The organism is Parapedobacter sp. ISTM3 (genome assembly GCF_016533505.1).
Taxonomy (GTDB): domain Bacteria; phylum Bacteroidota; class Bacteroidia; order Sphingobacteriales; family Sphingobacteriaceae; genus Parapedobacter; species Parapedobacter luteus.
This window is the reverse complement of record NZ_JAENGN010000025.1, coordinates 1-25,741: the sequence shown is the minus strand read 5'-3', so window position 1 is coordinate 25,741 and position 25,741 is coordinate 1. Positions and strand designations below refer to the sequence as shown.

The following is a 25,741-nucleotide window of genomic DNA, read 5'->3' as shown; positions in this document are numbered from 1 at the left end:
GAGCTTGAAGTCTGATAATTTAAGCGCTGTTTAGGCTATCACCTATGGAAGTAAAGCTAAGCAATCGAAGCTGTCCGATTACTACGTCCAGGCTATAAATTTGATAGGCATAGGCTATAAATTTGATAGGCTACACCTATCAAATTCACAAAAAAAACCCGCAAGCGAGGTTAAACAATGAGTCGTCCGATTATTTTGAAGGAGTAACTTTGAGTAAGCCGGTCATACCAGCTTTTCACTGTTGCAGCAACTGGTTGACGGTTGTTTTCAACCTGTCTATTTCAGCTGCGTGCTCCTCATTCCCCTTTTTTAACCCGACGATGTACAGCGTGAGCTCCTCCACCTTTTTCAGCAGCAGCAGGTTCATTTCGGCGAGGTCCAGCCCGTCACGTTCAATGTCCTTCGCAGAGGGGATTTCCGGCAGGTGCCGGTGTTCCTTTACATAAGCTTCCACGTCGGCCAAGGCAGGCAGCTCGTACTCCGGTGCAAATACGTAGTCCGGCACGGAGATGTCCGTTTTCACCTTTACCTCCTTAGCCAGGATATTGCCGTTTACCGCCAGCTTGGCTTGGGGCGTAGCCGTACCGATGCCTACATTGCCAGCATTAATGGTAAGATAGGTTGCCGAGGCATTTCCCCACGATTGGATATCATGATGTGGATCCCTTTCCCACCATGTTTTTGTGCTTACGGCAGGAGTCAAAAACGATGCATCTATTGAGATTCCATCATGAAACCTCGCTGTATACCAATCGCGCCCATCTGCGTCTCTCAATAACCAAAAGAGATTCTTGACGACATTAGGGTTGGGGGGCGGTGTCGTACCTGCAATACGGCCAATCTCCAGAAAATCGCCTTTCATTATTCCCAAACCCTGTGCGAAGACAATGGGGTTAAAGGCGCAGTTAATCACAATAATTATTAAATATCGAATGGATTTCTTCATCACACTAGTTTTTGTTAATACATATAACATTGGTTATCAGTACCCCATTAGATAGACATTACTTTATCATGGATTTACCGAAGCCAACCTATCGTGTGCCGTTTCTTAGCTGGCGCCTGTCCAAGGGGAGCTATCGTTTCTGCCCCGAATGCGACACTTTTGTCTCCAATTCTTTTACGCGCTTGTAATAGAAATCCATGACCGCCTGATAACTTGTTATTTGCTCCTGCAGCGTCCTATTCTCATCGCTCAATCGCTGGTAGTCATCGTTTAGCTTGGCATCCTCTACAAAAAAAAGCTGAACGGGAACATCGTAAAACTTGGCCAACACGTACAGTTGGCTTGCTGCGACACGGGTGTGTCCCGTTTCCATTTGATTATAGGAAGGCTGCGATATGGACAATACGAGTGCAACCTCGCGTTGTGAATACCGCTTTTCAGCTCTGAATTTGATTAGGTTTGTCCGAATGATGGCATCAACTCGCTTAGGCATAATGTATAAATTTGTTTGACTATAATTATTTGTCTTTAGGACACTTTCGCAATAGCCAAACATATACACGTCAGTTTTTTCAGGTTCAGGCTATGCTTTATGTACATTTCAACAAAACGACCGGTAAGCTAACGGTTTTCAGCGTTAACAGCTTGATCATTAATTACATTTTGTTTGCACGATGACGGTCCGGTCGATGTATTCATGTCATTCCTTTTTTTATAAACAAACTTATTGTATTTCATGGACAATGGCAATACCTATTTTGGTGTATTTTCGCATAGTGAATGGCATTTTTTAAAAACTAAAAAGCAATGGATAAATCTCCTCAATGGATGTGTAACCATCTGCAAACAGCGAAAACGCATTCTCTGCCAGCGTTTTGATTTCCATCTGGGCAAGGTTGTGCTGGATATCGTATTCATTGCGCTTAATTTTCTCTGCCAATGCCCTGTCTATTGGGATAATCTCATATATGGCGGCACGCCCACGGTATCCGGTATGATGGCACTGGTCACACCCCCTTGGAACGCAATGGCTATCAACAGCCTTATAGGGAATAAAATTGCGGGGATAAAGCGCCTGATCAAAGGCCGTCTCCTGCTTGCATGCTGGGCAAAGCAGCCGCACCAAGCGCTGGGCTACCGTTGTGTTGAGCGTGTTGGCCAGCAGAAACGGCGGAATGCCCATATCGATAAGCCGTGAGACCGTGCCCCAAGCCGAATTGGTATGGATGGTGGAGAGCACCAAGTGTCCGGTAAGGGACGCCCGGATGGCCATGGCGGCGGTCTCTACATCGCGTATCTCCCCTACCATAATCACATCGGGGTCTTGACGCAGGAACGTACGCAGCGCGGACGCAAACGTGAGCCCAATACTCTCCTTGAGCTGTACCTGATTGATGCCTTCCAGCGTATATTCAATGGGATCTTCGATGGTAAGGATATTCCGTGTTTCTTTATTCAATAGCTTCAGCGTGGCGTATAGGGTAGTCGTCTTGCCCGATCCGGTAGGGCCACTGATGAGCACCATGCCATTGGGGCGCTGTACGCCTTCAAGGTAATGCCGCAAATCCTGTGGGGAAAACCCCAGCGTATCCAGCGAAATGTTGGTGGCATCGTTGTTCAACAGGCGAAGCACTACTTTTTCGCCATGCAATGTAGGGAGGATGGATACCCGGATATCAAACTTGTACTGCCCATTGTCGAAATTGATGCGTCCATCCTGCGGCAGCCGCTTTTCGGCAATATCTAAGCCCGATAGGATTTTTATCTTATTGATGACAGCAGGATACGCCAGCTTCTCGAGCTTATACCGCTCAATCATCTGCCCGTCGATGCGGATGCGTACACGGCAGCGTTCTTCATAAATCTCCATGTGGATATCGCTGCTTTTGAGGCGGCGCGCTTCGGCGATAAGCTCGGCAAGAAAGTCGGCAGATTCGCCCAAATACGCCCCTGATTTGGCGGACCGTTCCACATCTTCACGCAAGTAATGTTTATTAAGGTATTTGGTAATAATAGCCTGCGGAAGCGTCTCGATAGCGACTTCCATACCGGTGATCATCTCCAGTTCTTCACTGACCTCCTGTAAGCCGGTTTCGCGGTCGGTATAGCACAACAGATAATTACCCTGCTGCTGCGGGATGACGCGATAATGCCAGGCCTGCTGGGCATTTACAAGCTTGAGATCGTCAGGATTCAGTTCTAATTCTTCCATTTGACCGGAATGTATGAGCGCTAACTAAGGTATAAACTTCATGATATCGATATCGACGTACAACCGCCTGCCCCAATGGGCATGATCTGCCAGCAACACGATGACAAGCAGTGCAGCCTGCCCACCAGCCAGGGGGATAGTAGCCACCCGGCGCCCCAGTGCGAGGGTCAGCAGCGTCGCCAGCAATACGATAGTGAGGCTCGCTACATAAAATACGATAAAATTGACCGTAGAGAAGCAGCAGGTCAACACGGCAAAAAAGGCCACATCGCCCCAGCCCAGCCAGTGCTCACCGCGCATTAGCCATTTTTTTTGCTTCCCGTATAGCAACAGGTTCAGCAGAGCCAGCTGTACCACAACAATAGCCAAGTTGGTCAGAACCACGGCAAAGGAAAACACTTGAAGGACGACGGAGTGGCTAATGGCCAGCAGCACCAGCAACGGGAATAGCCATGTTAATACCGCTCTATGCTTAAAATCCTGCCATACGACCAAGGCAAGCAACCCTATTACCATCGCCCAGAGCATCATTGCGTCAATCTTTAGTCACTTCGCGGAGGTTTTTGTCCTGATCAATCTCCCATACATTATATACCCCATTGCCATTGAAATCTACCACCGCCGTCGCACGGGCCACGAAATCACTGGTACTGGCATGCACCATTTCGATGCGGTAATTGGCCTGGCCGCCATCACTGACCAGCTTCTCCTGTTCAAAGCCTATATCTTCGAGGTTGGCGCTATACGTCGATCGCTCATAAAACTGATTTTTCTGTAAAGTATACACATGCTGCAACTGACCTTTAGCCTCCGTACTTTTAGCCTTGGTAATCAGCGGCATGAGGTTAGGCAATGCAAGTAAGATGATAATTCCGATGATGACCAGCACCACCAGCACTTCGGTAAGGGAGAAAGCCCTAAGTTTTCTGTTCTTCCACGTAGGCTTCGTCTTTTTCATAAATTCATGCAGATTTGTGCGATTATTTAAAAACATTTCACAGTCCATGCCGCCGTTCGGCTTTCATGGCATCCAACTCTTTTCTTAGTTCAATCAGATGCAGCGTCAGCTCCTCCACTTTCTTCAACAGCAGCAGGTTCATCTCCGCGAGGTCAAGCCCGTCCTTTTCAATATCCTTGGCTGAAGGGATTTCCGGCAGGTGCTTGTGCTTTTTCACATAGGCTTCCACATCGGCCAGTGCCGGCAGCTCGTAGTCCGGCTCGAATACGTAATCCGGCACACTGATGTCAGTCTTGACCTTTACTTCCTTGGCCAGGATGTTGCCTTCTACGGCAAGTTTTGCCTGCGGGTTGGTGGTGCCAATCCCTACATTGCCATTGACGGCTAAGCCGACCTGGACAGGCACCGTCACAGATGCGGGGTAGCCGATAGCCACACCTCGATAATGGGTGGCAACATCCAATTGCGGCTGAAGGTGCAATGTAGAATAATGATGGCCATAACCCGAAATACTGGCATGTCTCGCAAGTATCCAAGCCCGTCGAGTGTTGTCGCCCCGTGCCAAACCAAATTCCAACGCATTGTTATGCGCAGTGAAATAGTGCAATATATCTCCCTTGGAGGTTGCGGTTGGATATTCGGGCCCGCTACTTTTGGGAAGCTGCGTGTGGAGCAAAGCTTGAGGTGAGCTGGTTCCTATTCCAACATTGCCGGCAGTTGGGAATGTGTTATTTTGTGCGAAGCCTAACATTACGGCCACAGACAGAAATAGCAATGTTGTTAATTTTTTCATGTCCTCTTCCTTTACCCGCAAAGCTATGCAAGGCAATACAAACCCCGCCCACGTTCAGGCTATAAATTTGATAGGCATAGACTATAAATGATAGGCATAGGCTATAAATTTGATAGGTTGAGCCTATCAGCTCCGCCAGGTTGCCGATTACTCAAAAGGCTATTTCTCATATGACTGTTTTATACCGATATGCTGTTCAATGGCTGATAGCCTCCCCTGTAAAAACTTGTTTTCCTTATCCTTCTCAATCAGATGCAGCGTCAGTTCCTCCACTTTTTCCAATAGCTTACGGTTCATCTCGGCCAAGCCGATACCTTCAGCTTCGGCCTCTTGGGCATTGGGGATACCCGGCAGATGACCGTGGGTTTTGATATGAGACTCCAATACCGGGAGCGGCATAAGGTCATACTCTTCCCCGAACACGTAGTCCGGCCAGTTTGCCATCTCAACCTTTACCTCTTTTGCGCGGATGTTGCCATTTACAGAAAGCTTCTCCGTCGGACTGGCGCCAATCCCCACATTCCCATGTATGGTGAATGAAGAAGCGTATTGCGTGATTGGCATATTCGGCTGGTAATCCGCGATTTCTGACAACACATTGGTATTTACGGGAGTACCGCTCTGCTCATACGACACATACCTCATATTTTCCGCGCTGGACACTGTCCATCCGACAAACTTAAATCCGTGGTTATGATAGGGCGGCGAATAAGGAACTTCAATAGCCAGGTATTTCTTACCATTGTAACGGCAGGTCTTTAACTTCCAAACGGAAGAATTATCTATGGATACCAAGTGTGCCGATGTCGATTGGTAAGCCGATGAAGAGTTGACTTGAGCGATATTCAAGCGGTTCACCCCTCCGGCGTTTCCTCTTAACGCCGTAATCGTGCCGATGGCATAATTCATATTCAAATTAGCCCCATCGTACATTTCATGCAGCAGGATCAGGCCTCTTGTATGGTCTCCGTTGCCCGTTGGGTTGATGACTATGCTACGGTAATTACCCGGAGCGAGTTCCGTTACCTGTGATAAGGCCGCTGTCCAACCCAGCATGATAAGTGCCGTGGTTAATGTTTTAATTGTTCGTTTCATCATTAACTCCTTTTTCTTCCAATCGTTTGGTCAATTCATTGAGCTGCTTTTGCAGCTTGATTTGATGCAGCGTCAGCTCCTCCACTTTCTTCAACAGCAGCAGGTTCATCTCCGCGAGGTCAAGCCCGTCCTTTTCAATATCCTTGGCTGAAGGGATTTCCGGCAGGTGCTTGTGCTTTTTCACATAGGCTTCCACATCGGCCAATGCCTGCAGTTCGTAGTCCGGCTCGAATACGTAATCCGGCACACTGATGTCAGTCTTGACTTTTACTTCCTTGGCCAGGATGTTGCCGTTTACCGCGAGTTTGGCTTGAGGGTTTGCGGTGCCAATCCCTACGTTGCCGGATGCATCATATTTGACCATGACCCCATCGTATAATTGAACAGCTTCAGGATGGATATAAAACAATTGGGATAGTTGCATTCGACCGTCTGTACCTGATGCAGTATAAAAGGAGAAACGAAGTTTAGAAAAACTTCCTCCAGGCATTTTTACCATATAATGCCTTTGCGAATGGTTCGTCACATTAGCTACCGTTACCCATTGATTCACTCCATTATATACATTATACCCTTCAATCTTGAAGCTGGTAGGGATCCAATTTCTGCTACTCCAACCTATCCAGGCCCCCTGCTGAGTATGTTGGGGAGGTAGATTTTCCACCAAAATCTCCAATGGCTGTGCTAATGTCGGAGCCGTTGACGACTCTGTAGGTTGGAATCGCCCATCAAACAGAACATCCAGCGAAATGTTAGGGCCTTGCCTCGTTACCTGATAGCGTTTATTTGCATAAAACAGCAAGTTCTTTTCTAGACTTCCTGTCGAAATGTTGGAAGGTATAATTACCGAGGATGTCTGTGCATTTAGTGAGACCTGCGATAGGCCGTGAAGAAACACCGCGAAATAAACAATGGAGCCAAGTGTCAACTGATTCATGTACGTTAAATTATTTTATAAAGGATAGCTGATCGCTAATCACTATGGCGCGATACAGATAGGCGGCGAAAAAAACAAGATCGCAGCAATTCTCTTTGCCATGAGCTTTTAATGTCATTGTTTAAGCATAAATTGAATTATCTTCAACCGGAGTAAAGCTACACTGAGAATCGATTGCCTATAATACGTCCAGGCTATAAATTTGATAGGCATAGGCTATAGATTGATAGGCATGGGCTATAAATTTTAATAACCTGTGCCGTGCTTGTTGTTTTGAGGACAAAAAACCCCGCTCGAAAGCGGGGCTTTTTACAGACACTATTTTTCGGCGCTGCCATCACTTTTTCCCGCGCGTTCCACCGCATCCAATATGCCCAATGCCAGGGTCACATACTTTGCCACGGCCACTACCTTGGCAGGGAGCGAAAGCGGCGACGCGATGATAAGCTGGCTGGCCACCGCCAGCCCTTCCCTTATCCGGTCATATACCGTCGGCTTGCCCGCTGCGGACTGCCCAACGGCTTTGTTATTTACGTTATCTATTTCTGTTTCCATGATTTTTGTTTTTTTGTTTTAAGCTTAGAAATATACCACCTTCGACCCCGAACTCCACCACCCTACACAGGTTTTACGCCCGTTGCAGACACGACGTAGGATGGGTGGCTGTTAGCAAGCCCAACGAAACTGTGACCCTCGCTTTGCTCACGCCACTAGGTTTCTCTTGGGTTTGCTAAGCAGCTGGGGGGAAAATTAAAAACCCTGCCCCTTTTGGGGTTTTACGCCCGTTGCAGACACGACATAGGAGACGGCATCAAAGCGAACCGGATCCAGACGTGGAGCAACGGGCTAAAACCAATTCTCCACTACCACCCTATTATTCCCTTTCTCCATCTCCCCCACCAGCAGCGGATATACGTACTTGTATGCCGCCGCCGAGTGCAGCACCTGGTAGTCGCCATCCAGCAGCTGCCAGTACGAGCCGGTGAGCGGGCAACCCGCCGTCTGCGTATGGTAGTTGCCGATATGGATAAACACCAGATCAAAATTGGGGATGCCCGTAATTTCAACCATGCCCTTGTGGAGCTTGGGATATTTCGGCCCATATCGGGCGTTCATGCCCGCCCACGTATTGAGCTTGAGGCGGTATTCCCCTTCGGGAATACAGGTAAGTCCCTGTATCTTCTCCTTGCGCACGCTGTCTTCGAGCAAGTAGCAGCAGAAGAGGCTGCCGATATAAAGGTGGCTGAGGGTACTGTGCTTCCCCTGCGCCACGCGGATGATTTTCATTTCGTTCATTTCTTGATTTTTTGTTTTTTTAAACCATAGGCAGTGGGTAGGCTTACGGTCCCCACGAACTGGCTGTCCGAAAATTGACTGCCATCACGGAAGGCTACACAAGCATACACCAGCAGCTCACTTCCTGGCGGCTCCGCTGCTACATCTATCATTAGCTCTCCCGCCTGGCGCTGCGTTTCGCCCACGGTCAACGCGCCGTCTTCCGGATGATATGCCAGCAGATAGACAACATCATCCCCGAACGCATTCAGCCGGTTTAGTTTAACGCCCCACGATACACGTATCCAGCCAGCATCCATCGTCAGCGTGAGATCAGCCAAGGGCATCACATTGCCCATGCTCAATTGCACCCGGGCGGGATCAATCGCCAACTTCGGATAATTGCCGACTACCGCATGGCGGATGATGCCGGCAGCCGCCCGGTTGAGTGCCCCTGTTTTGGAGCCCTTGTCTACCTGCTTCCCGAAGCCAAGGTAGATGATCTCGCGGAGCGGCCGGAGGAATTCCATGGCCAGTACCAGCTTGGCACGAGCTTCCAACTGGCGCACCGTGGGTGGTTTAACGGGCTTCCTTGGCCTGCTGCGCAGGTAAAATCCATTGGGTCCGTGGCACCCCACCAGATCACCGATAGCGCCTGAAAACGTAAAAAGATTAATCAGTTTTGCCATAATCCGTCACTTAGTGGAACCGGGGTACAAGACCCCGGTTCGGTTTTACCATGGCGCATTGCGCCTCCTGCTTATTCCAATACATGCGATCCGGCATACACCGTGTTGGAAATGCGGACTCCATTACGGCTCACGGCAAACAACCAGATATCTGCCGTATGGCCCCCGGTATCGGCATCGAGCGGAATGTCTACCTGCCCGGCAGACCGCTGCACGATATCGTCCGACGTATAGAACAAGTCCAGCTCGCGGTCGTACAGCAGCACATAGATGTCATCGTCCGCAAAACCCTCGAACCGGCTGATTACCGGATTCCATGATATAGAGGCTTGTCCAGTTGCAAGGGCCACCGAAATTCCGCGTGGCGGCTTTAACGAACCGCTACTCAACTGCACGCGCGTATAGTCAATGCTGAAATTCGGGTATTCACCCGTCACGGCGGAGAAGTTACGAGCCATCGCCCGGTTGAAGAGCGTTGCCCTGGAGGCGTCTACATTGGCCAGGCCGATTTCCAGCAGACCTTTCAGCGGAAGCAGAAACCGCCCCATCAATGCAAACCGTTGTTGCTGCGCCAGCTGTGCCTCCGAAAAAGGCTTTGTGCGCTTCTTGCTCAAACCTCGTATGTAAGGGATACTGCGCCAACTGCTGCCAATGATGCTACCTACTTTTCCGGAAAAGGTGCCTATCGCACCGTTTATGAATTTTGCCATATTATCAGTAATTAAAAAGTAAAACTTATTCACGTTGCCCGTGCCCTGCCCAAGGCAGCCCAGCACGAACAACGCAAACATAAACCATTGGCAAACAATCAACTACCCTTCACAAACGATTGTCCGCTAAGTGTCGGGCAACTACTCGATTTTGTCCGTTAACTGTCTGCTACATGTCCGGTATACGGAGTGGATTGTAACAAAGTCCCCGCCCGGCGGTGCTTCCCCGCTCGTACCGCGCTCGTACTGGGCTTGTACTGGGCTTGTACTGTGCGGGCAGTAGGAGTCCAGTAGGAGTCCAGTAGGAGTCCAGTAGAAGCGCAGTAGGAGTCCTTATTCATCCCGGTAAAATCTACGGCAGCGTTCAATGTCACTTTCCAGGAATTGCCGCTTACGGTTGACATAGCTGTGTATGGGTAGCAGGCCCTTTTTGATGAGCCTCGAGAGCGTCTTATCTACCACGCCGATGCGTTCGGCGGCGTATTTGGCATCATGCAATGTATCCGGCTTCGCGATTTCGGCCAGTTGAGGGTTATCGACGCCCTGTCGGGCGATAAGCAAAAGGACGGCAAGCAATTTATGGAGCGCGGCCACGATTTCGCGCAGCAGGTTTACGGCTTCTCTGAGCAAGGTAATGAGTTGAGTAATGGAGGTAATCATGTGCATAGACAGATGAGTACCACCGCCAAGCGGCCAGCCAGGCAACGGCATAAGCAAGCCCAACACCACACCGCAACGTTTTGTACCGAACAGACCGTTTCGCTCGTATGAGCTCCGTTGCCCCAAGGATGGGGATGGTAAGGGTGAATAGATCAGTTAGTTATACCGATACAAACTTAGATAACGTTGTCGTTATATGCAATGCTCATCGGGCTCAACAAAAAAGCGATGTCATCGATTGCTCCGGCGCCACCACCAATAGCGGACGCGGGCGATAAGTCTTCCGATGAGTGAGTCTGTACTCCACACACTGTTAGAGACGGGCTTTTCGAAGAAAACATTGATATCTACCTCCAGACAATCCGCAATTTTCTTCAAGGTAGCGGCACTCGGTTCGGTCAGGCCCTTTTCGATTTTCGATAGTGCGCCCTGTGTTATCCCCGCCTTCATGGCTACCCATTCCTGCGAATAGTTACGCATCATCCGTACTTCTCTTACTTTTTTACCGATTTGGTACATTGCATAATCAATTTTTTACCAATATCCAATGCGGATCACTCGCTACTTATTCCTATAGTTATGACAACCTGCCACTTGTTATAACTATAGGAATGACAAGCCTACTGAATGCCAACCCATTACCACAAATCTTCACCAATTTTGAAGTGCTTTCCAATGGAGGAAAGCATTAAATACACATACAATGACGTATACCAAACCACATTCACGACCTGCGCTGATAATTCCCGGCCGAATGAACCGCTTGGACGCCCAGCATGCAGAAACCATCCAAGGCAGCAAGCGGAGAGAAGGATCGCTGGCATGGAAAATGGGACCCGGCCTTTTTGCGAGTGCCATATTAGGGCCCGCAGGTTTCCTGCTCGCGTTATTCTAACCATTACGGCCACGGATGTGCAGACAGATTTCACTGACGAGCTGAGGCCGTATGCAGATGGAAAGCGCAAGGCCTGCCAAGGCACCGTATAAATGTACCGAGGCAGCCTTGCCTATTTTCAGTCTCTCCGCTCCCAAAAGCAGGACAACTCCCAAAAAACCGATATGATAGCTACGCAATTGACCAAACAAAGGCCCGCCAGCCATACCGCTATCGAGCGGCAAATAGCAATAATAAAACACGGCATAGCCAAAAATAAGGGAAGAAGCGCCCACGGATCGATGTCCTATGTCATGCCTGTGCTCAACGGTGGTGGCCAATCCGGCCAGCATCGGCATGATGAAGATTGTAGCCAGCAGTATTGCCCGGCCAGGAGCCGCTCCGAAATCGTCTACCAGCATGTACTCCACCTCGCCCATGTACATGGGTACAAACACCATATTGGCGAGCAAATGGCCCCAGCCATTATGCACCAGAACGGAGCTCCACAACGTATGTAACCGCCTGGCGCGCCATATGGCATAGGGATACAGCTGCAACCCGGCGACTACCGATGGCTTATAAATACCGGCGATGCTTAAGGCCAAAATAATCAATGACAAAAGATAAGACAATGGCGCCTCATGTAGTGCAGCAAACATAGATAGCAAGCTTCAGATCCGGTGAAGGATAGGTAAAACGTGGCTAAATATAATATAAGCTTCCAAAAACAAGGAACTAAAACGCCAAAAACAAACAAAATGTTACTGTCAATACCGCTCAACAACCATGAAAACCATCCGCCAGCATGACGAAAGCGACTGCGGGGCAGCCTGCCTTGCTGCGATCGCAGCCCACTATGGCAAACCGTTATCTATCGCCCATATCCGCCTGTTGGCAGGTACGGATAGCACGGGCAGTACGCTCAACGGCTTGCGAGAAGCCGCATTGCGGATAGGCTTTCAAGCCGAGGCTGTACAGGGCGACTATGCGGGCATCCAAAAGGCCACGTTGCCGGCCATTGTACACCTCAGCCACTCGGACACGGGAGACCACTTTGTGGTACTGGCACAAGCGGGCAAGCGCCACAGCACGGTACTCGACCCCGCCGATGGAAGGCGGCATCGCTGGCCCGCGGCTACCTTTAGCTCGTATTGGAGCGGTGCTGCCCTCCTGCTATTGCCGGGGGCTGAGTTTTATGGACATGCCAGCCATACTGCCAGCTTTTGGCTACGTTGCTGGCGGTTGCTGCGCCCGTTGAAAGCGCAGCTGGGCCACACACTGTTGCTGGCCATCGCCGCCACGTTGCTGGCCATGGGCGGCGCCTTGTTCGTAAAATGGTTTACGGATGACATCATACCCCATGGATACAAGGCCGCCCTCCATTATACCGGATTACTTTTTATGCTGGTCATCGTCCTCCAGGCCGCCGCCAGCACGGGCAGGCGGCTTCTCACGCTCCGTACTGCCAGGGCCATCGATACATGCCTGCTCACGATATATTGCGGCCACCTCTTGCGGTTGCCCCGCATCTTCTTCAACCAGATGCAGACGGGTGAGCTGCTTTCCCGCATGGGCGACGCCGTCAAAATCCGCCAATTCATCAACGATATGCTGCTGCAACTGGGTGTGCCTGTAGGGTTGCTCATCGCCATCATGCTGCTGTGGTCCGTACGCCAACCGCAATTGGGCCTTTTGCTACTGGCAATGCTCATTTTGCACGTAGCTGTGTATACCTTCGGCCACACCGCGCACCGCCGTTTGCAGCGTAAGTTGATGGAGGCCGATGCCGCATTGGACAGCCAGTTTACGGAAACCTTCCAAGCCGTCGCCACGGTAAAGCAACTCGGCCTCGGCAAGCTGCATGCCCATAAGCTGGAAGCCCGTATCCATGACCTGCTGCACGCTGCCCATGCTTCAGGCCGTATGAGCAGCTGGGTGGATGAAGCCACTTCCCTATTGGCGCAGGGCCTTTCGCTCGCAATACTATGGGCGGGCGGCTTGGCGGTACTACAGGGGCCGTTGTCTTTGGGCGAGCTGCTGGCCTTCTACACCTTGAGCGGCTATTTCAGCGGAGCTGCCGCCCAGCTCATGCCCATCACCAAGCACCTGCAGGAAGCCCAGGTTGCCGCCGGCCGGCTGTATGCCATATTGGAGCTACCGCCGGATACGATGGCTGGCGCCACCTTGCTGTATCCCGATACCATCCTGCCCGTGCGCATGGAAGCAGTCTGCTTTGGCTATCACCGCAAGGCGGCCGTCCTGCAAGACCTTTCGGTTGCGTTTCACCGAGGCGAAATCACCATCATCCAAGGCAGCTCCGGCTCGGGCAAAAGCACGTTGCTGTCGCTCCTGCTCCAGCAGTATCCCTTATCGGACGGGCGGATTTCCTTTGGCATCCACCCAGCGGCCCTGATACACCCTGAAGCGCTGCACCGACTCGTTGCTGTGGTGCCGCAGCATACGCAGCTCTTTAATGATACACTGGCGGCCAACGTATGTGCCGGCTTGCAGCGCGATACGGCACTGTTGGAAGGCCTATGCAACGAACTCGGACTGCTGCCCTGCATTGCCTCCTGGCCAATGGGCTTCGATACCCCTTTGGGCCCGGATGGCTGCCTACTCAGTGGTGGCCAGCGGCAGTTAGTGGCACTGGCCCGCGCACTTTACCGCCAGCCACAGCTCCTGTTGCTGGACGAGGCTACTGCCTCACTGGACGACCAAGCCGAAGCACTCGTACACAGCGCCCTGCTAAGGCGCAAAACCCAGGGCATGGCCATCGTGCTCGTGAGCCACCGCCGCAGCAGCCGCATACTGGCCGACCGGCTGCTCCAACTGCACATGGGCCGATTGACAGCGATACCGACAGATCGACTACCATACCCGCAACATCCGCCCCGCATAGCGGCGCAGGTCGTGCCAGCCAACGACCACGCCCTCCCGCCAGGCAACAGCATGGAGGCACCTGATGCATGATGCGTATATCCTGCATCCCCAACGTGCCTACCCCGAGGCCACCATAGTGGATCGCCCGCCATTTAGGCCATCCTATACGCTCGCCTATGCCCGGCCGGCAACCACATGGTACATGAAACATCCGTACTTTTCGCTCATCCATCAGGCGCACGATGCGCGCCATAGCTATGTATCAGCACTGGAAGTAGACGCCAATCGGCCGATCAGCCTACCCCTTGCCAGTCTGCACAGTGACCTCCATCATCTCTATGCCCTGCAAGGTGCATTTACGCTCCACCCGTGGCGGAATGCCAAAGGCAGCCACTTTGCGGTGTACGCAGGCTACTACGGGCAGGTCTATAGCCCCGCCGGGCAGCAAGGCGCCCTCACCGTCAGCAAGGGGCGCCACCTCCTTGTGGGGCTCGTAATAGAATGGGGCTGGCAAGCGCGATACCGTACATCGCTCCATGGTGTGCAACAGGCATTGCTGAACCGGCTCCGCACAAAAGGCCATCAATGCCATGCATCCCATGCCTATCCGATGAGCCACCGCATGCGTATCACGGTGGCAGGTCTGCTCGGACTTCCCTTGTTGGAAGGCATGGCCATGGACCACGCTATCGACGGGTACGCCGTACAGCTGGATGAGCTGCACCGATCCCGGCATTTGGCTACCGCAATACACAGCAGGACAGGCGATGCACCGTCCGGGTCGTATACCGACCCCCTTACGGATGCCATCAAACTGGGCATCCAGCAGGAAATCGATGCCCAACGCTATCCCTCCGTAGCCAAACTCGCGGCCGATCTGCATCGCTCCCGGCAAACGCTACACCATCACTTCGCCAAACACGCCGGGCAATCCATCAAAACGTACATCACGGATGCCGTGATGGCTGTTGCCCTACAGCTGCTGCGGGAAACGCCGTTGCCCATCGCTGCAATAGCCTTCCGGCTCGGATACCGGGAGCAAGCATCGTTCAACCACCAGTTCAAAGCCTACTACGGTGCCACACCCGCTGAAGCACGGGAAGCGCCGGATGCGCCGAAGCCGAGGAAAAACATCCCCCTTACAAAATAACAATCTTGCCAGCTACGAAATCACAAACGGATGGGCAGGATACGCGCTACCTTTGGCTGTATGGAAGCCATACACCATACAAACAGCCTGTCATGCCGTACGCACCCGCCGCTCTGGCGGTTTGCCGTGTTTCGGCGCAAGCCGTACATGTAGCTGACCGGGCACTACGCGCCGAATAGCCGAGGTCCGGCGGATTGGTCAACCGATAATCCCGACTAACCAGTTCTTCATTTTTTAGACATAAAACGGTACGCATTTCCGTCTAAATGCCTTTCAGATATCATGACCATATCGACAAAAGCGGGGCTACGCGCCGCCGCAATTATTGGACTTATATGGGCAGTTGCTTTATCCCTTGTACTGAAGTTATCTGCCGGAGAAACAAAACAATCGCCGGAACTCCGGCAGGAAACATGGTACTTCGACCCTCAGCCCGGTTCCAATGACCCGAATCTCCCCCAAAACTATTCGAGAAACCAGCCTGATGGGGTGACCTGCGGAGGATTGGACGGCACCATATGTTCCATTCAGGACACTGCTGATCCCATGAACAACGACCAGCCCAATCTGACGCACGGGTCGGTAACCGCCGATACGGATGACGATTACAATAAAACCTTTCGTTTGGAATAATCACTGCCGGGGTTGGCGGAGGGGAAAAGAGCGCCTGCATCGGGCGCTCTTTTGCTATTCTAAAAATTGCTTTACATTTTCCGGCAAGGGCAAAGCATACCTGGGGTCGTTGGGCGGAAGTTCATAACGCTCTTCGTCAAGAATCCTTGTTAAGGATTTCGCATATTTTGGCTCCAGGTTGAGCCGTTTCAGATCCATCCACCTGATGTCTCTAAACATTAATTGCTTCCTGCGTTCGAGCAAAATCGTTTCAAGAAGATCGTCTGTATCCTGTATCACAACAGGCGTGAATGCCGCAGCGGCATAGCGGTTTTGCAACAGCTTGTTCAACCATCTCAAAGCCTCTTCACCATTTCCCAATCTCGCCATACATTCGGCTTTGTTTAACACAACCTCATCCAGCGCCAGGCCTGTAAACGGATTGGCATTTCCTGAATAAGAACCTCGGAATCTTACCGAGTTGTCGGCATTTTTAATGAAGAAGCACGCCTTCCTCAAGTCACTGTCTGAAAATTGATTATATAAGCTGGTGTCCACACCGCCCACCAAAATGGCCCTCATCACTACGTTGGTACTGCCGAAAGTGTGAAAAATCACTTCAGCATTGAATTCGGGAACCGGGTAAGCCTGATCGGTAGACAACGTAGCGTAGTCCAATAAATCAGCGCGCAGCATTAAACAACTATCTGCATACCGATTGGCTTCATCAAATTTGCCCATAGCCATCGATACCCTTGAAAGCAAAGCGTATGCAGCAGGTTTACTTGGACTGACGGGATACTCAACCGATAATGGAAGGAGATTGACCGACATTTTCAAGTCTTCCTCAATTTGCTGATAGCATGCTGCAACTGAGGATCGCGCGGATGGGATGTTGAAATCAGATGACAATCTAAGTGGCACCCCCAACTCGTTATCTTTAGTAGCCGCACGGTATGCGGGCGCCCAGGTTGCGGTCAATGACATGTAGTAGTACGCACGAAAGAAAAGTGCCGCTCCCCTGATCCGGCTCCATCGCTCCTGGTCCCTTGCTTCCAAATTTGCCTGTATCTCCGCCCCTTGTTCCAACACGGAGTTCGCATAATAAATAATCTGATAAGGTCTTTGCCAAGGGTTATTAACGTTGGCGTTGTGGGGGATGATCCCATCGTTCCAAATGTAAATGTTCCTATCGGCTTCATTTAATGCCTGCCACTGGCTTGTCGAAAGCAGCACATTATCCGAACTGGCTTCGCCCAATCCCAATACCACGGTATTCAGCAAATTTGCATTATTCAATATCGCTTCCAAGTCATCCAAGGTATTGGGTACAGCCAGTTGCTTGTCCGGTTTGACCGCTAAAAAATCCGAACAGGAGGCCATCGCCATGATAGCCAGCGGGGCAATGAAGTAGCTTATTGTCGTTTTCATAAAAGAATTTTTGATTTAGAAATTAACATTCACACTCAGGGCATATGTCCTCGGTGCCGGCAGGCTGAGTGGATAGTCCGGATCAAGGCCGCTCCGGTCGGCACGCCATAGGATACCAACGTTGGCCGCATTCAGGTTGACCCGCACGGGCACCTGCTTGGATCCGACCCGCAGGTCGTCCCACTGATAGCCAAGGTTTATATATTGGATCCGCAGGTGATCGCCACGTCCTGCAAATAATTCAGAAAAGCTGTAAACATCGTTGTCCGCAGGATACCGCATTGCGGGTATATTGGTAAAGGCTTCATCGCCGGGTTTCTGCCAGCGATCCCGTATGGCGGCCGTCCCGTGGCCAAGCGTTCTTCCCGAGAAGATCCCTTCATACGAAAGACCCCGCTTGCGGAAATAATGCCCTCCTTTATAAGCGATGTTGACTTCCAAGTACGCCCTGCCATATTCAAACCTGTTGATCACATTGCCAAAGTGCACGGGCACCGCCGATCCGCTGTAGACCAGGTTATCCAAATCTGCCTGCATAATGGCCTGATAATCGGTAGACTCTTCGCCCTCCAATCTGCTGACCACCCGCCCCTCGCTATCCAGCCGGCTGAATGGATAGGATACGATGGAATACAGGGGCCGCCCTTCCCGAACGGCCGTCAACTCATTTCCCCAGGTGATATTCGAACTGCTGGCCCGGTTGCTATTCTCCAGGTAGCTGAGCACTTCGCTCCGGTTATAATTATACCAAAGCGTGGCACGCCACCGGAAGCTACTTTCCAGCAGACCGACCTGCAACCTGGCTTCCACCCCACTGCCTCGCATGTCCGCGATGTTTTTCGTGATGGTAGCCCCCAGACCTGTCGTGATATCGTTAATCGCCGGGCCAAACAGGTCCTCGCTGCGCTTGGTATAGTATTCCACACTGCCGGAAAAGCGGTTTGAGGCGGTCGCAAAATCCAGCGCGACATTGAACATCCTGTTGCGTTCCCATCGCAATTCGGGGTTGGCCGGATTACTGATGACGGCCCGCGGCAGCTGCGTAAAATTATCAATACCCTGGTACCGGATGATTGGAACGGCCGTCTTCGAGGGGTCTACGTTTCCCGTAACGCCGTACGTAGCACGCAACTTCAGGAGGGGGAGTTGGGCAACCCGCCAGAAGCGCTCACCGGAAATATGCCATGACGCCCCTACGGACCAGAGTGGATTCCACTTGTCATTGGTGTTCAACCCGAATTGGTTGGAGGCATCCCTGCGCGCGCTTGCATTCACCGTATACCGTCTGGCATAGCTGTATGCAATGTTTGCAAACTGCGAAACGAAATTATTCTGCAGGCTCCCGTAGTTGCCCAGATAAGGGATGTATTGGCTGCTGCCATTCAATGGGTGGCGTACGGGGTTGATGTAGTCTACATGCTGGTAAAGCAACCGGTCGCTGTCAAATCCATATTCACCGGTTTGCACGATTTCAGTCTGGATACTTCGTACCTCCAGGCCGGCCAGTGCGTTTACGCTATGGCGACCCGCTATCTCCTTCTCATAGGTAGCCTGCAACCGCCCGTTGTGTGTCAGTAACCCCGTGAAGCCGGCAATGTAGATATCGCCTTCAGGAATATGCCGTATTATGCGATTATCCGTGCCGATGGTCGTATACTTGTTGATCATATCCCTCGTATAGAAGCTTTGCAAGCCCCTTAGTTGTTCGCTGTCTTCATGCTCACGCTCGTAGCGATAGGTCAGCCCGATATCAAGCCCATTGATGATGGTATACGTCAAACCCGCGTTGGCCATCAGATTGCGCCGCCTGGCAATGCGGGTATCGTATTGCTTCTCGCGCAGCGGATACCGTGCCCAATCCAGGAAAACACCTTCTTCCTGCATGGCGGTCACATAGCCCTGCCTCAGCTGATAATGCGGGATTTCCTTTCCCTCGTCATCGACCAGGTTGATATAGGGCCTATAGTAGTTGCTGTTGGTCGAATATCCCGGATGGCCATTTCGGGTAGCCGTCTCCGAATAAGCCGTGGACGTGTTTAAGCGTATTTTCGGCGCCAGCAGAAAGTCTCCGTTGGCACGTAAAGACAGGCGCTCGTACTTCGCATCCAGGTTGCTTACGTTGCGGTCATACCCGCCGGACACATGGAAGGCAGCGCGAGCCCCGCCCCCATTCAGGTTCACGTTATACTGCTGGTTGAGGCCATTGCGGTACAGGTATCGCATGTATTGGTCGCGGCTGTCAATGGCGCGGTAGCGGTCCAATCCGGCTTGCAACTCCCCATCCCCGATGAGGCCATCCCGGTTTGCAATGAGCAATTCCACAACAGGGGAGATAAATGTCCTTTGGCTGCTGTTTTCAGCCGGTGTATAAGCACCCGCGTCAAATAGCATCCGCTCCACGTCGATTAAATCGCTGCTCGAAATCTGCTGGAAATAATACAGGTCAGGCTTAGAAACCCACTGCGTGTTGCTGGTCACCTGCACGGCAGTAGGCCGCCGGAAGCCCCCTTTCTTCGTCGTGATCACGATGACGCCATTGCTTGCCCGCGCTCCCCAAATGGACGCCGCGGAAGCATCTTTCAACAAGGACACGCTCTGCACGTCATTCGGATTGATGCTCGATAGATCACCCTCATAGGGGAAGTTGTCAAGAATAATCAGGGGATTGGTATTCCCTTCGATGGTGCTGAGCCCCCGCAGCGTAATTCCGGGCCGGGCAGGCTCCTTATCAAACAACAGGCTGCTGCTACCTTCCAGCCGTTCGAGGATATTGGTACTCACGACGCGGTTGAGCGAGTGGTTGTCTACCAGCTCGAAGGAGCCCGTAGCCCGTTCCTTCGGGATACGTTGGTAGCCTGTTTCCACGGTTACTTCTTCGAGCGTATAGCTATCGGCTACCAATCGGATAACGATATCGTCCACGGCCCGCCGTATGGGATATTCCATCGTTTTGAAGCCAACGGAACTGACCGATAGCAGCGTGTCCGTACCGGTCCACCGGAGCTCGAATCTTCCCAAGCCGTCGCTCACGGCCTTAAGCCCGCTGGGCATTGCGACAATGGTAGCACCGGCGATAGGTGCATCGTCTGTGGAGGCGTAGACCTCCCCCTTCAGCATGGCCGGCTGCCCGGCGTAGCAGAGGTGGCACCATAAAATTAATAAGATACATACGGTTAAGTGATTTTTCATCGGTTTGGTATATTCAATAAAACGGTTAAATTCAATTCATTTGGTCTGGGCCACCTGTTGCTGGTCGGATAACACAAACACTTCCACCATTTCCCGGGCCGGCACGGCCCGCACACCGAAGGGAGCCAAGAAAGCGTTCAACGCCGGGATTCCGTCCAGCGCATCCCGTGGCGGCATCGGCAGGCGTACCCCATCCGGACATCCATCCACCAGGATGGGGTTGTAGGCTGTACGGTTGTGTACATATTTCGAAAAGAAATTGAATGCATCCACGACATCCGCTGTACCGCTTTTCCCGCCCTTGGCGGCACTTTCCGCGGCGCTTGTTTTTTCGCTGGCGACCAGTTTATAGCAGTCGATCTCCCGCTCTTCCACGCGGCAATGCAACCCGAGCTTGCCGTTCAGTTCGGCAATGAGCAACTGCTTTCTCCTGCCCTCCGGCATGGAAGCAGGCGTAACCATTTCAAAGCAATAGGTGTGCGCTTCATGCCAATACGGATCATCCGTGACGTTGTCAAACAGGCTTTCGTCGGAGGCTTCGATGATGAAGTGGTTGAAAGGCTTGCCTACGGCCGTATTGTAGATACGGATCAGCGGCGCGTTGATAAGGTTCTGTCTTCTTAGCAGGCTGTCACCGCTGTACCGGATTGCCCCCGATCCCCCCAGTCCGTCGATATAACCGGTAAGCATGGTCTGCACAATTAAATCGCCCGAAAAGACCTGTTCGAGGTATTCGGAAAACGGGCGGAACCGATCAAAGCCCAGCACATCCCGCTTCCTGCGTAATGCCGGCGAACCGCCATTCAGCAGTGCGGTGATGTTTGCACCCGTCAGCTCCTGGCCATCGGTAATCGCTGCGACGCGGCCATGGCTAAGCCATACGTAGTGCGGGATGTATGCATGCGGAAAATACGATTTCAGCGCACCGGCCACCACGCTTTCCCGCAGGGTATCCCCCTTGGCATGCCCGGCAATAAACTTGGCGATATCCGAAGGCTTGTTGTGCCCTGCGAACAGCACCGCCATGTCCGGCCCGAACCGGCTTTCCAACTGCCGCGCTTTCGGAATGGCCGATATGCAACTGCCGCACCACGTAGCCCAAAAGTCCAGAATAATCAGCTTTTTATCCCGGTAGTCTCCCAATGTAATGGTCGCCTTCCCTTCCGGGTGATTGACCACCTGCAAAGGCAGGTGCCAGAGGGATTCGGGGATGGTATCCCCTATTTGCAGGGGCGTGATGCTGTCTGGATGCGCTTCATGCTTGGCGTACACACTTGTACTTATCAGCAGGAGCAGTGCCAGTACCCCAATTGCGAGGCCCAGCCCGGGGAGGGCCGGTGCCTTCGCAAGGGTCTGCACACATAGTAAGCTTTTTTTATTTTTATAAGTAAGGGCATAGCTATCCCCTAAGCGTAATTTTTGCTTCATTAAATGTTTGATTTGGGTGTAAGAAAAGGTGAAATTCACTCAGCGATCTTACTGCAAATCAAACCGGATTCTTCGCGATGCTTTTAAAGAGATTAGACGTGGAAATCCCCCACGTTTTGGATACCAAATGACCATCCTCCCTCCTATGATGAATAGGTTGGATGGGTTTAGATGGGATGGTTTTTTTTGTTTTCATTGGCCTGTTTTACTCAACAAGCCTTGCTTTAGTTTTGAGGCCACAAAAAATAAGTGTGGAGCCTGCATCCCATGTCCCACATAAATTTTCTGACGACTTACGGCTTCATGGGTGAACAGCAGACCCCACACTTATCTTAAGAATGCCAAAGATAGCACTTACAAAAGACAGTGTTGGGGTATTTATTCTGCTGCCTTGCTAGCCGTCGTCAGAATGTGGGAGCAAGACTCTTGTTAATACCTGAACTGCACCAAACGAATATTAATAGATAATCGTTTGTATTTCAATTATACAAAGTTATAAAATTACTTCAAAATAAACAAATATTTGTTGAAAATACCACAATTATGTGTCGTCCATTTGCGTCATGGACAACACAAGCTTACAAATTAGTTCGAATGTAGTTGAACTTAGAGATGCCTTGGGCCTTTCACAAAAAGATTTCTCTATTCTGGCAAATATAGCTTCATCGACGTTGATCAATATTGAATCAGGCAATAAATCTTTTAAAATAAGCACTTTGAGTGGTATTTTAGCATTTACCAACATCAAACTAGAAGAGCTGAGTAAAGCCTCTTTTGTTCCTCCTAAAAATTTACGAGCAAAACTTACGGAGAAATACAAAAACGAGCCATCGATATATGTTATCCTCAGTAAAGAACCATCCATACCGTATGCAATCAAATACAAATTACTGAAAACAGACTTTCTAGACCAGCCAAAGGAAACAAGACAAATCGCAAAATTCTTCCGCGACAACTATGGATGGAGATACAAAGGCAATTCTATCCATTCTACTATGCGGCGATTAACTCATCTAATTGATATCAAACCACATCCCAACAAAGGCAGGACAAATTTATATTCGAAGAAGAAGTAAGCAACATCTTCAACCAATCTGTGAAGCTATATGATGTCTGTCCGTTGTCCTGCCAAGCATCTTTATGCACTCGGCGGCACCCTCGACTCCCGTCAAGTACGGCGAGTACAAGCATATCGACAACGAGACGCTCAAACGGCTGAAAGAGGTGCAAGGGCTGGACAGCGACGCCCGCGCCCATGTCTTCGCTACCATCGACGCGTTCATCAAGGCGGCAAGGCTCAAGAGCTTCGCGGCACTGTAAACTGTAAACTGAAAAAAAGAAAAAGCCCGGCTCGTTTGGACGGCCGGGCTGTAAGTGACTGCAAGGTTACTCTTATGCAGGAGCCTCAATATTGCTAATACTCTTCAGCACTGCCGCCAGCCTATCAAAGTCCGAATAACTCAATATCTGCTTTTCCTCCAAACTCCTTTTAAGGTAACCAATATCATCGTACAATGACCCAACCCCCGGGTCAGGGGCTTTCGAAAAGTCGTTCATATCTCCGCCGAGTACATTCCAATACTCGTCTTTGTCAAAAGAGATTTTAAGCACATTCTCCCGCTGTAATTTTTCAATAGCGAGATTGAATAACCCTTTGATTTCCTCCAAGGTTATATCACAACATTCTTTGGTCATCTTTAACTTTTTTAACTTCATTAAGTTGGTTTCTCACCTTATTTAATTCGTTTTCCTGTTTGGTAATTTGGCTCTGAAGCTCTTTAACCCTCCCTGATATAATCTTCTCTCTTAACTCCGGAGATTTTCCTTGAAGTATACCCTTATTGTCAAATTTATCAGGGTCTTTGATGTATTGGCTAAGTTTGTCTTTGTGCTCCGTGATTAGCTTCTCAAAGGACTTCTCCGACTTCAAAAGATTTTTCTCTACTTTTAGAATGTCGGTTGCAGCAGTTACTAGCGAAGATTTCGCTCCCGGCGCTTTGACCAGTAATCCTGCGGGTCCGTTCGCTGGGAATACCGCGGCAACATCCAATAATCCAACAGCCGCTTGGGCATGTGTATTACCTGTTACCGGAACCAACTGGCCGGACCTTCCGCTTTCGCCGTATGTCCAGTCGATGGTAACAACAGGGATGGCTGGGCTTTGGCGATTAAGCAAGTAACTTCCTACTGTTACTATTCCTGCAGTAGCCCTGTCTCGCAAGTCCCAATATATGTTCTCCACGATGGACATACCATTGCCGGGAGGGTCATATGGCCACATACCATCCGGGTCAATGAACCTGATTGGATTGTCAAACGCATAGGCATACGGACTCCACCTCCTGCCCAATTCAGCCTTGGGGTCGATGGTGCCCCACCTGCCTATCACCGGGTCATACAGCCTCGCGCCGTAGTCATTACTCTGTTATTTTAAGTATGTCTAACTTCTTGACTTGTTCATAAGTCGAATCGATCTGAGCCTTATTACCAATATGGTATGTTAAAAGCTTTATTGCTTCCTTTCCGGTAGCCTCCTTATTTATGCTACCAGCTGCACCTCCATAAGCGACAACACTATCTGCCGGTAATGTTTTAATATCAAACTTAAACGGTATCCTATTTTCAGGTGCTACTTTTTCATAATAGAACTCTGGAAACCCCATCCAACCAGGATTAGGCGAAAACTTAGTTTTTAAGACACCATTGGAAGGAACTTGGTATACTCGCTTCCTGTTTTCATAAATAGGGTCTGCCCCATTTGCCTGATTATAGACAATTATAATATAACCTGTATAATTTCGGGGAACAATGACTATCTCCTCCTCCGCTCTGTCACAACCTAGTAGCATAAAAACGCCTAACAAAACACTAGTTATTTTCATCTGTTAAAGTCCTCCTGTACTTTCTTATTCCATTCGTCCACGGTATAGTTGTTCATCCCTTGCCGAACGCCGGTAAAATTACCCTCTTTATCAAACAGTACATGCATGTTCACTTTGAATGAAGGTTGCTTGTTATCACCAATCAAGTTTAACAAACCTCCTTTTTCCTTTTGGGCTCCCAGAAAAAGCTTTGTTTTACCTGATTGATCCGTAATGAATGCTTCTGAACTTGGAAAAGTATCCCCTGAAAATGACCCACTGATAGATAAAACACCTTTCTTCAGATTTTCATTAAAAGAAAGCCTAGCATGAAGATCCAACTCTGGCGTAATGAGACCTGGAGTAATGGGATCTTTCCCTGCATGGCTAAAGTCAAAGGAAGCTGTACTCTCAGAAAAGCTAATATTATCATTTCTGCCATAGGGGTTGCCGATCTTAGCTTGCGGAGGTAAATATCCTGGCTGCCCCGGAACACCTAAACCATAGAATATAGTAGGATCACTTTGCGTAAAAGGCTGTGTAACCTGCCTATTAGAAGGGTCAACAACAAAAGATGAATAAACCCTTGAAGTACCTCCAAAAGAAGGGCCTCTACCGTCTGCATAGAATAAGCCGCCAGCTGTACTCTGCGTAGATATAAAAGAACGAATTGTAACAGGCCAAGGGTATTCGCCACCTACATCAACAAACTTCAACGGATTATCGAAAGCATAGGCATAAGGTGACCAACTTTGCATTTTCTCCGCCAACGGGTCCACCGTTCCCCACCTGCCAATCACCGGATCATAGAACCTTGCGCCGTAATCGTAATACCCAGAACCGTCCTGCAACTCCTTGCCGTTGTAAAGATAACGGTTTTTCGGCGAAGGTATGCTACCCTGGTTGTACACCATACCGAAGGGACGGTAGTCCGCCACGAACTTGGCCGTACCCGTGGCGTTTGACGCAAAGCCGCTCCGCGTGTTGCCCAGGTGGTCCCGCAGCACATAGTCGTAGATGCCCGAGGGAAGTATA

General features: G+C 50.5%; 28 protein-coding genes. 6 read left to right on the top strand and 22 right to left on the bottom strand.

What is annotated here, in order from left to right:
* Window positions 1-235: 235 nt before the first annotated feature.
* From JHJ32_RS21550 to JHJ32_RS21485, 14 genes are all read right to left on the bottom strand, one after another.
* Window positions 236-946: a hypothetical protein gene (locus JHJ32_RS21550; protein WP_200122599.1), complete on the bottom strand. Its 711-nt coding sequence runs from the start codon at window positions 944-946 to the stop codon at window positions 236-238.
* A 130-nt stretch (window positions 947-1,076) separates the two neighbouring features.
* The gene (locus tag JHJ32_RS21545) at window positions 1,077-1,439 is read right to left on the bottom strand and encodes a helix-turn-helix transcriptional regulator (RefSeq protein ID WP_200122597.1); all 363 of its coding nucleotides are present in this window, start codon (window positions 1,437-1,439) and stop codon (window positions 1,077-1,079) included.
* Between the two features lie 297 nt (window positions 1,440-1,736).
* Complete coding sequence (locus tag JHJ32_RS21540) at window positions 1,737-3,158, bottom strand: GspE/PulE family protein (protein ID WP_200122578.1); 1,422 nt, start codon at window positions 3,156-3,158, stop codon at window positions 1,737-1,739.
* Between the two features lie 24 nt (window positions 3,159-3,182).
* The gene (locus JHJ32_RS21535) at window positions 3,183-3,689 is read right to left on the bottom strand and encodes a hypothetical protein (protein WP_200122576.1); all 507 of its coding nucleotides are present in this window, start codon (window positions 3,687-3,689) and stop codon (window positions 3,183-3,185) included.
* 4 nt (window positions 3,690-3,693) lie between these two features.
* Window positions 3,694-4,116, bottom strand: a complete 423-nt coding sequence (locus JHJ32_RS21530; protein ID WP_200122574.1) for a prepilin-type N-terminal cleavage/methylation domain-containing protein — start codon at window positions 4,114-4,116, stop codon at window positions 3,694-3,696.
* Between the two features lie 37 nt (window positions 4,117-4,153).
* Window positions 4,154-4,909, bottom strand: a complete 756-nt coding sequence (locus JHJ32_RS21525) for a hypothetical protein (protein WP_200122572.1) — start codon at window positions 4,907-4,909, stop codon at window positions 4,154-4,156.
* A 159-nt stretch (window positions 4,910-5,068) separates the two neighbouring features.
* Entirely contained in the window at window positions 5,069-6,007 is a 939-nt protein-coding gene (locus JHJ32_RS21520; RefSeq protein WP_200122570.1) for a hypothetical protein, read from the bottom strand.
* Window positions 5,988-6,941, bottom strand: a complete 954-nt coding sequence (locus JHJ32_RS21515; protein ID WP_200122568.1) for a hypothetical protein — start codon at window positions 6,939-6,941, stop codon at window positions 5,988-5,990. The genes JHJ32_RS21520 and JHJ32_RS21515 overlap by 20 nt, the downstream gene beginning before the upstream one ends.
* A 318-nt stretch (window positions 6,942-7,259) precedes the next feature.
* The gene (locus JHJ32_RS21510; RefSeq protein WP_200122566.1) at window positions 7,260-7,496 is read right to left on the bottom strand and encodes a hypothetical protein; all 237 of its coding nucleotides are present in this window, start codon (window positions 7,494-7,496) and stop codon (window positions 7,260-7,262) included.
* Window positions 7,497-7,787: 291 nt separating this feature from the next.
* Window positions 7,788-8,237 (bottom strand): DUF5675 family protein, encoded by a 450-nt coding sequence (locus tag JHJ32_RS21505; RefSeq protein WP_200122564.1) that lies wholly within the window; start codon window positions 8,235-8,237, stop codon window positions 7,788-7,790.
* The gene (locus JHJ32_RS21500; protein WP_200122562.1) at window positions 8,234-8,905 is read right to left on the bottom strand and encodes a DUF6266 family protein; all 672 of its coding nucleotides are present in this window, start codon (window positions 8,903-8,905) and stop codon (window positions 8,234-8,236) included. The genes JHJ32_RS21505 and JHJ32_RS21500 overlap by 4 nt, the downstream gene beginning before the upstream one ends.
* A 71-nt stretch (window positions 8,906-8,976) precedes the next feature.
* Entirely contained in the window at window positions 8,977-9,615 is a 639-nt protein-coding gene (locus tag JHJ32_RS21495) for a DUF6266 family protein (protein WP_200122560.1), read from the bottom strand.
* A 333-nt stretch (window positions 9,616-9,948) separates the two neighbouring features.
* Window positions 9,949-10,401, bottom strand: coding sequence for a hypothetical protein (locus JHJ32_RS21490; RefSeq protein ID WP_200122558.1), 453 nt, complete (start codon window positions 10,399-10,401; stop codon window positions 9,949-9,951).
* A gap of 105 nt (window positions 10,402-10,506) precedes the next feature.
* Window positions 10,507-10,794, bottom strand: a complete 288-nt coding sequence (locus JHJ32_RS21485; protein WP_233632793.1) for a helix-turn-helix domain-containing protein — start codon at window positions 10,792-10,794, stop codon at window positions 10,507-10,509.
* A gap of 184 nt (window positions 10,795-10,978) precedes the next feature.
* Between JHJ32_RS21485 and JHJ32_RS21480 the strand changes: the two genes are divergently transcribed.
* Window positions 10,979-11,170 carry a hypothetical protein gene (locus JHJ32_RS21480; protein ID WP_200122554.1) on the top strand — a complete coding sequence of 64 codons (192 nt, stop codon included), beginning with the start codon at window positions 10,979-10,981 and terminating at the stop codon, window positions 11,168-11,170.
* Here the strand turns inward: JHJ32_RS21480 and JHJ32_RS21475 are convergent.
* Complete coding sequence (locus JHJ32_RS21475; RefSeq protein ID WP_200122552.1) at window positions 11,167-11,811, bottom strand: rhomboid family intramembrane serine protease; 645 nt, start codon at window positions 11,809-11,811, stop codon at window positions 11,167-11,169. The genes JHJ32_RS21480 and JHJ32_RS21475 overlap by 4 nt on opposite strands.
* Window positions 11,812-11,938: 127 nt before the next feature.
* On the opposite strand from JHJ32_RS21475, the gene JHJ32_RS21470 reads away from it, so the two are divergent.
* From JHJ32_RS21470 to JHJ32_RS21460, 3 genes are all read left to right on the top strand, one after another.
* Window positions 11,939-14,125, top strand: a complete 2,187-nt coding sequence (locus JHJ32_RS21470; protein WP_200122550.1) for a peptidase domain-containing ABC transporter — start codon at window positions 11,939-11,941, stop codon at window positions 14,123-14,125.
* Window positions 14,118-15,185 carry a helix-turn-helix transcriptional regulator gene (locus JHJ32_RS21465; protein WP_200122548.1) on the top strand — a complete coding sequence of 356 codons (1,068 nt, stop codon included), beginning with the start codon at window positions 14,118-14,120 and terminating at the stop codon, window positions 15,183-15,185. Before JHJ32_RS21470 ends, JHJ32_RS21465 begins: the two co-directional genes overlap by 8 nt.
* A gap of 282 nt (window positions 15,186-15,467) precedes the next feature.
* A complete protein-coding gene (locus tag JHJ32_RS21460) occupies window positions 15,468-15,818 on the top strand; it encodes a hypothetical protein (protein WP_200122546.1) in 351 nt (116 codons plus the stop codon).
* A gap of 54 nt (window positions 15,819-15,872) precedes the next feature.
* Here JHJ32_RS21460 and JHJ32_RS21455 read toward each other — a convergent pair whose 3' ends face one another.
* From JHJ32_RS21455 to JHJ32_RS21445, 3 genes are read right to left on the bottom strand one after another with little or no spacing between them, the layout of a single operon-like run.
* Entirely contained in the window at window positions 15,873-17,228 is a 1,356-nt protein-coding gene (locus tag JHJ32_RS21455) for a RagB/SusD family nutrient uptake outer membrane protein (RefSeq protein ID WP_200122544.1), read from the bottom strand.
* 15 nt (window positions 17,229-17,243) lie between these two features.
* On the bottom strand, window positions 17,244-20,417 hold the full coding sequence (locus JHJ32_RS21450; RefSeq protein ID WP_200122542.1) for a SusC/RagA family TonB-linked outer membrane protein: 3,174 nt from the start codon (window positions 20,415-20,417) through the stop codon (window positions 17,244-17,246).
* Window positions 20,418-20,453: 36 nt separating this feature from the next.
* Complete coding sequence (locus JHJ32_RS21445; RefSeq protein WP_200122534.1) at window positions 20,454-21,845, bottom strand: redoxin domain-containing protein; 1,392 nt, start codon at window positions 21,843-21,845, stop codon at window positions 20,454-20,456.
* A 563-nt stretch (window positions 21,846-22,408) separates the two neighbouring features.
* Between JHJ32_RS21445 and JHJ32_RS21440 the strand changes: the two genes are divergently transcribed.
* Window positions 22,409-22,921 (top strand): helix-turn-helix domain-containing protein, encoded by a 513-nt coding sequence (locus JHJ32_RS21440; protein ID WP_200122532.1) that lies wholly within the window; start codon window positions 22,409-22,411, stop codon window positions 22,919-22,921.
* A 64-nt stretch (window positions 22,922-22,985) separates the two neighbouring features.
* Window positions 22,986-23,165, top strand: coding sequence for a hypothetical protein (locus JHJ32_RS21435; protein ID WP_200122530.1), 180 nt, complete (start codon window positions 22,986-22,988; stop codon window positions 23,163-23,165).
* 72 nt (window positions 23,166-23,237) lie between these two features.
* Here the strand turns inward: JHJ32_RS21435 and JHJ32_RS21430 are convergent, their stop codons facing one another.
* From JHJ32_RS21430 to JHJ32_RS21415, 4 genes are all read right to left on the bottom strand, one after another.
* Window positions 23,238-23,540 carry a hypothetical protein gene (locus JHJ32_RS21430; protein ID WP_200122528.1) on the bottom strand — a complete coding sequence of 101 codons (303 nt, stop codon included), beginning with the start codon at window positions 23,538-23,540 and terminating at the stop codon, window positions 23,238-23,240.
* Window positions 23,521-24,234, bottom strand: a complete 714-nt coding sequence (locus JHJ32_RS21425) for a hypothetical protein (protein WP_370584559.1) — start codon at window positions 24,232-24,234, stop codon at window positions 23,521-23,523. Before JHJ32_RS21425 ends, JHJ32_RS21430 begins: the two co-directional genes overlap by 20 nt.
* A gap of 28 nt (window positions 24,235-24,262) precedes the next feature.
* Window positions 24,263-24,727 (bottom strand): hypothetical protein, encoded by a 465-nt coding sequence (locus JHJ32_RS21420; protein ID WP_200122526.1) that lies wholly within the window; start codon window positions 24,725-24,727, stop codon window positions 24,263-24,265.
* On the bottom strand, window positions 24,724-25,741 hold a 1,018-nt coding region (locus JHJ32_RS21415; protein WP_200122524.1), incomplete at its 5' end, for an RHS repeat domain-containing protein. The genes JHJ32_RS21415 and JHJ32_RS21420, both read right to left, overlap by 4 nt.

Excerpts from the sequence above, each read along its gene's own strand:
- JHJ32_RS21535 (WP_200122576.1), bottom strand. The coding sequence starts at position 3,689 with ATGATGCTCTGGGCGATGGTAATAGGGTTGCTTGCCTTGGTCGTATGG.
- JHJ32_RS21540 (WP_200122578.1), bottom strand. The coding sequence starts at position 3,158 with ATGGAAGAATTAGAACTGAATCCTGACGATCTCAAGCTTGTAAATGCC.
- JHJ32_RS21435 (WP_200122530.1), top strand. The coding sequence starts at position 22,986 with ATGCACTCGGCGGCACCCTCGACTCCCGTCAAGTACGGCGAGTACAAG.
- JHJ32_RS21445 (WP_200122534.1), bottom strand. The coding sequence starts at position 21,845 with ATGAAGCAAAAATTACGCTTAGGGGATAGCTATGCCCTTACTTATAAA.
- JHJ32_RS21460 (WP_200122546.1), top strand. The coding sequence starts at position 15,468 with ATGACCATATCGACAAAAGCGGGGCTACGCGCCGCCGCAATTATTGGA.
- JHJ32_RS21485 (WP_233632793.1), bottom strand. The coding sequence starts at position 10,794 with ATGTACCAAATCGGTAAAAAAGTAAGAGAAGTACGGATGATGCGTAAC.
- JHJ32_RS21510 (WP_200122566.1), bottom strand. The coding sequence starts at position 7,496 with ATGGAAACAGAAATAGATAACGTAAATAACAAAGCCGTTGGGCAGTCC.
- JHJ32_RS21515 (WP_200122568.1), bottom strand. The coding sequence starts at position 6,941 with ATGAATCAGTTGACACTTGGCTCCATTGTTTATTTCGCGGTGTTTCTT.
- JHJ32_RS21545 (WP_200122597.1), bottom strand. The coding sequence starts at position 1,439 with ATGCCTAAGCGAGTTGATGCCATCATTCGGACAAACCTAATCAAATTC.
- JHJ32_RS21525 (WP_200122572.1), bottom strand. The coding sequence starts at position 4,909 with ATGAAAAAATTAACAACATTGCTATTTCTGTCTGTGGCCGTAATGTTA.
- JHJ32_RS21520 (WP_200122570.1), bottom strand. The coding sequence starts at position 6,007 with ATGATGAAACGAACAATTAAAACATTAACCACGGCACTTATCATGCTG.
- JHJ32_RS21420 (WP_200122526.1), bottom strand. The coding sequence starts at position 24,727 with ATGAAAATAACTAGTGTTTTGTTAGGCGTTTTTATGCTACTAGGTTGT.
- JHJ32_RS21430 (WP_200122528.1), bottom strand. The coding sequence starts at position 23,540 with ATGACCAAAGAATGTTGTGATATAACCTTGGAGGAAATCAAAGGGTTA.
- JHJ32_RS21505 (WP_200122564.1), bottom strand. The coding sequence starts at position 8,237 with ATGAACGAAATGAAAATCATCCGCGTGGCGCAGGGGAAGCACAGTACC.
- JHJ32_RS21475 (WP_200122552.1), bottom strand. The coding sequence starts at position 11,811 with ATGTTTGCTGCACTACATGAGGCGCCATTGTCTTATCTTTTGTCATTG.
- JHJ32_RS21465 (WP_200122548.1), top strand. The coding sequence starts at position 14,118 with ATGCATGATGCGTATATCCTGCATCCCCAACGTGCCTACCCCGAGGCC.
- JHJ32_RS21550 (WP_200122599.1), bottom strand. The coding sequence starts at position 946 with ATGAAGAAATCCATTCGATATTTAATAATTATTGTGATTAACTGCGCC.
- JHJ32_RS21495 (WP_200122560.1), bottom strand. The coding sequence starts at position 9,615 with ATGGCAAAATTCATAAACGGTGCGATAGGCACCTTTTCCGGAAAAGTA.
- JHJ32_RS21440 (WP_200122532.1), top strand. The coding sequence starts at position 22,409 with ATGGACAACACAAGCTTACAAATTAGTTCGAATGTAGTTGAACTTAGA.
- JHJ32_RS21450 (WP_200122542.1), bottom strand. The coding sequence starts at position 20,417 with ATGAAAAATCACTTAACCGTATGTATCTTATTAATTTTATGGTGCCAC.
- JHJ32_RS21455 (WP_200122544.1), bottom strand. The coding sequence starts at position 17,228 with ATGAAAACGACAATAAGCTACTTCATTGCCCCGCTGGCTATCATGGCG.
- JHJ32_RS21470 (WP_200122550.1), top strand. The coding sequence starts at position 11,939 with ATGAAAACCATCCGCCAGCATGACGAAAGCGACTGCGGGGCAGCCTGC.
- JHJ32_RS21480 (WP_200122554.1), top strand. The coding sequence starts at position 10,979 with ATGACGTATACCAAACCACATTCACGACCTGCGCTGATAATTCCCGGC.
- JHJ32_RS21500 (WP_200122562.1), bottom strand. The coding sequence starts at position 8,905 with ATGGCAAAACTGATTAATCTTTTTACGTTTTCAGGCGCTATCGGTGAT.
- JHJ32_RS21530 (WP_200122574.1), bottom strand. The coding sequence starts at position 4,116 with ATGAAAAAGACGAAGCCTACGTGGAAGAACAGAAAACTTAGGGCTTTC.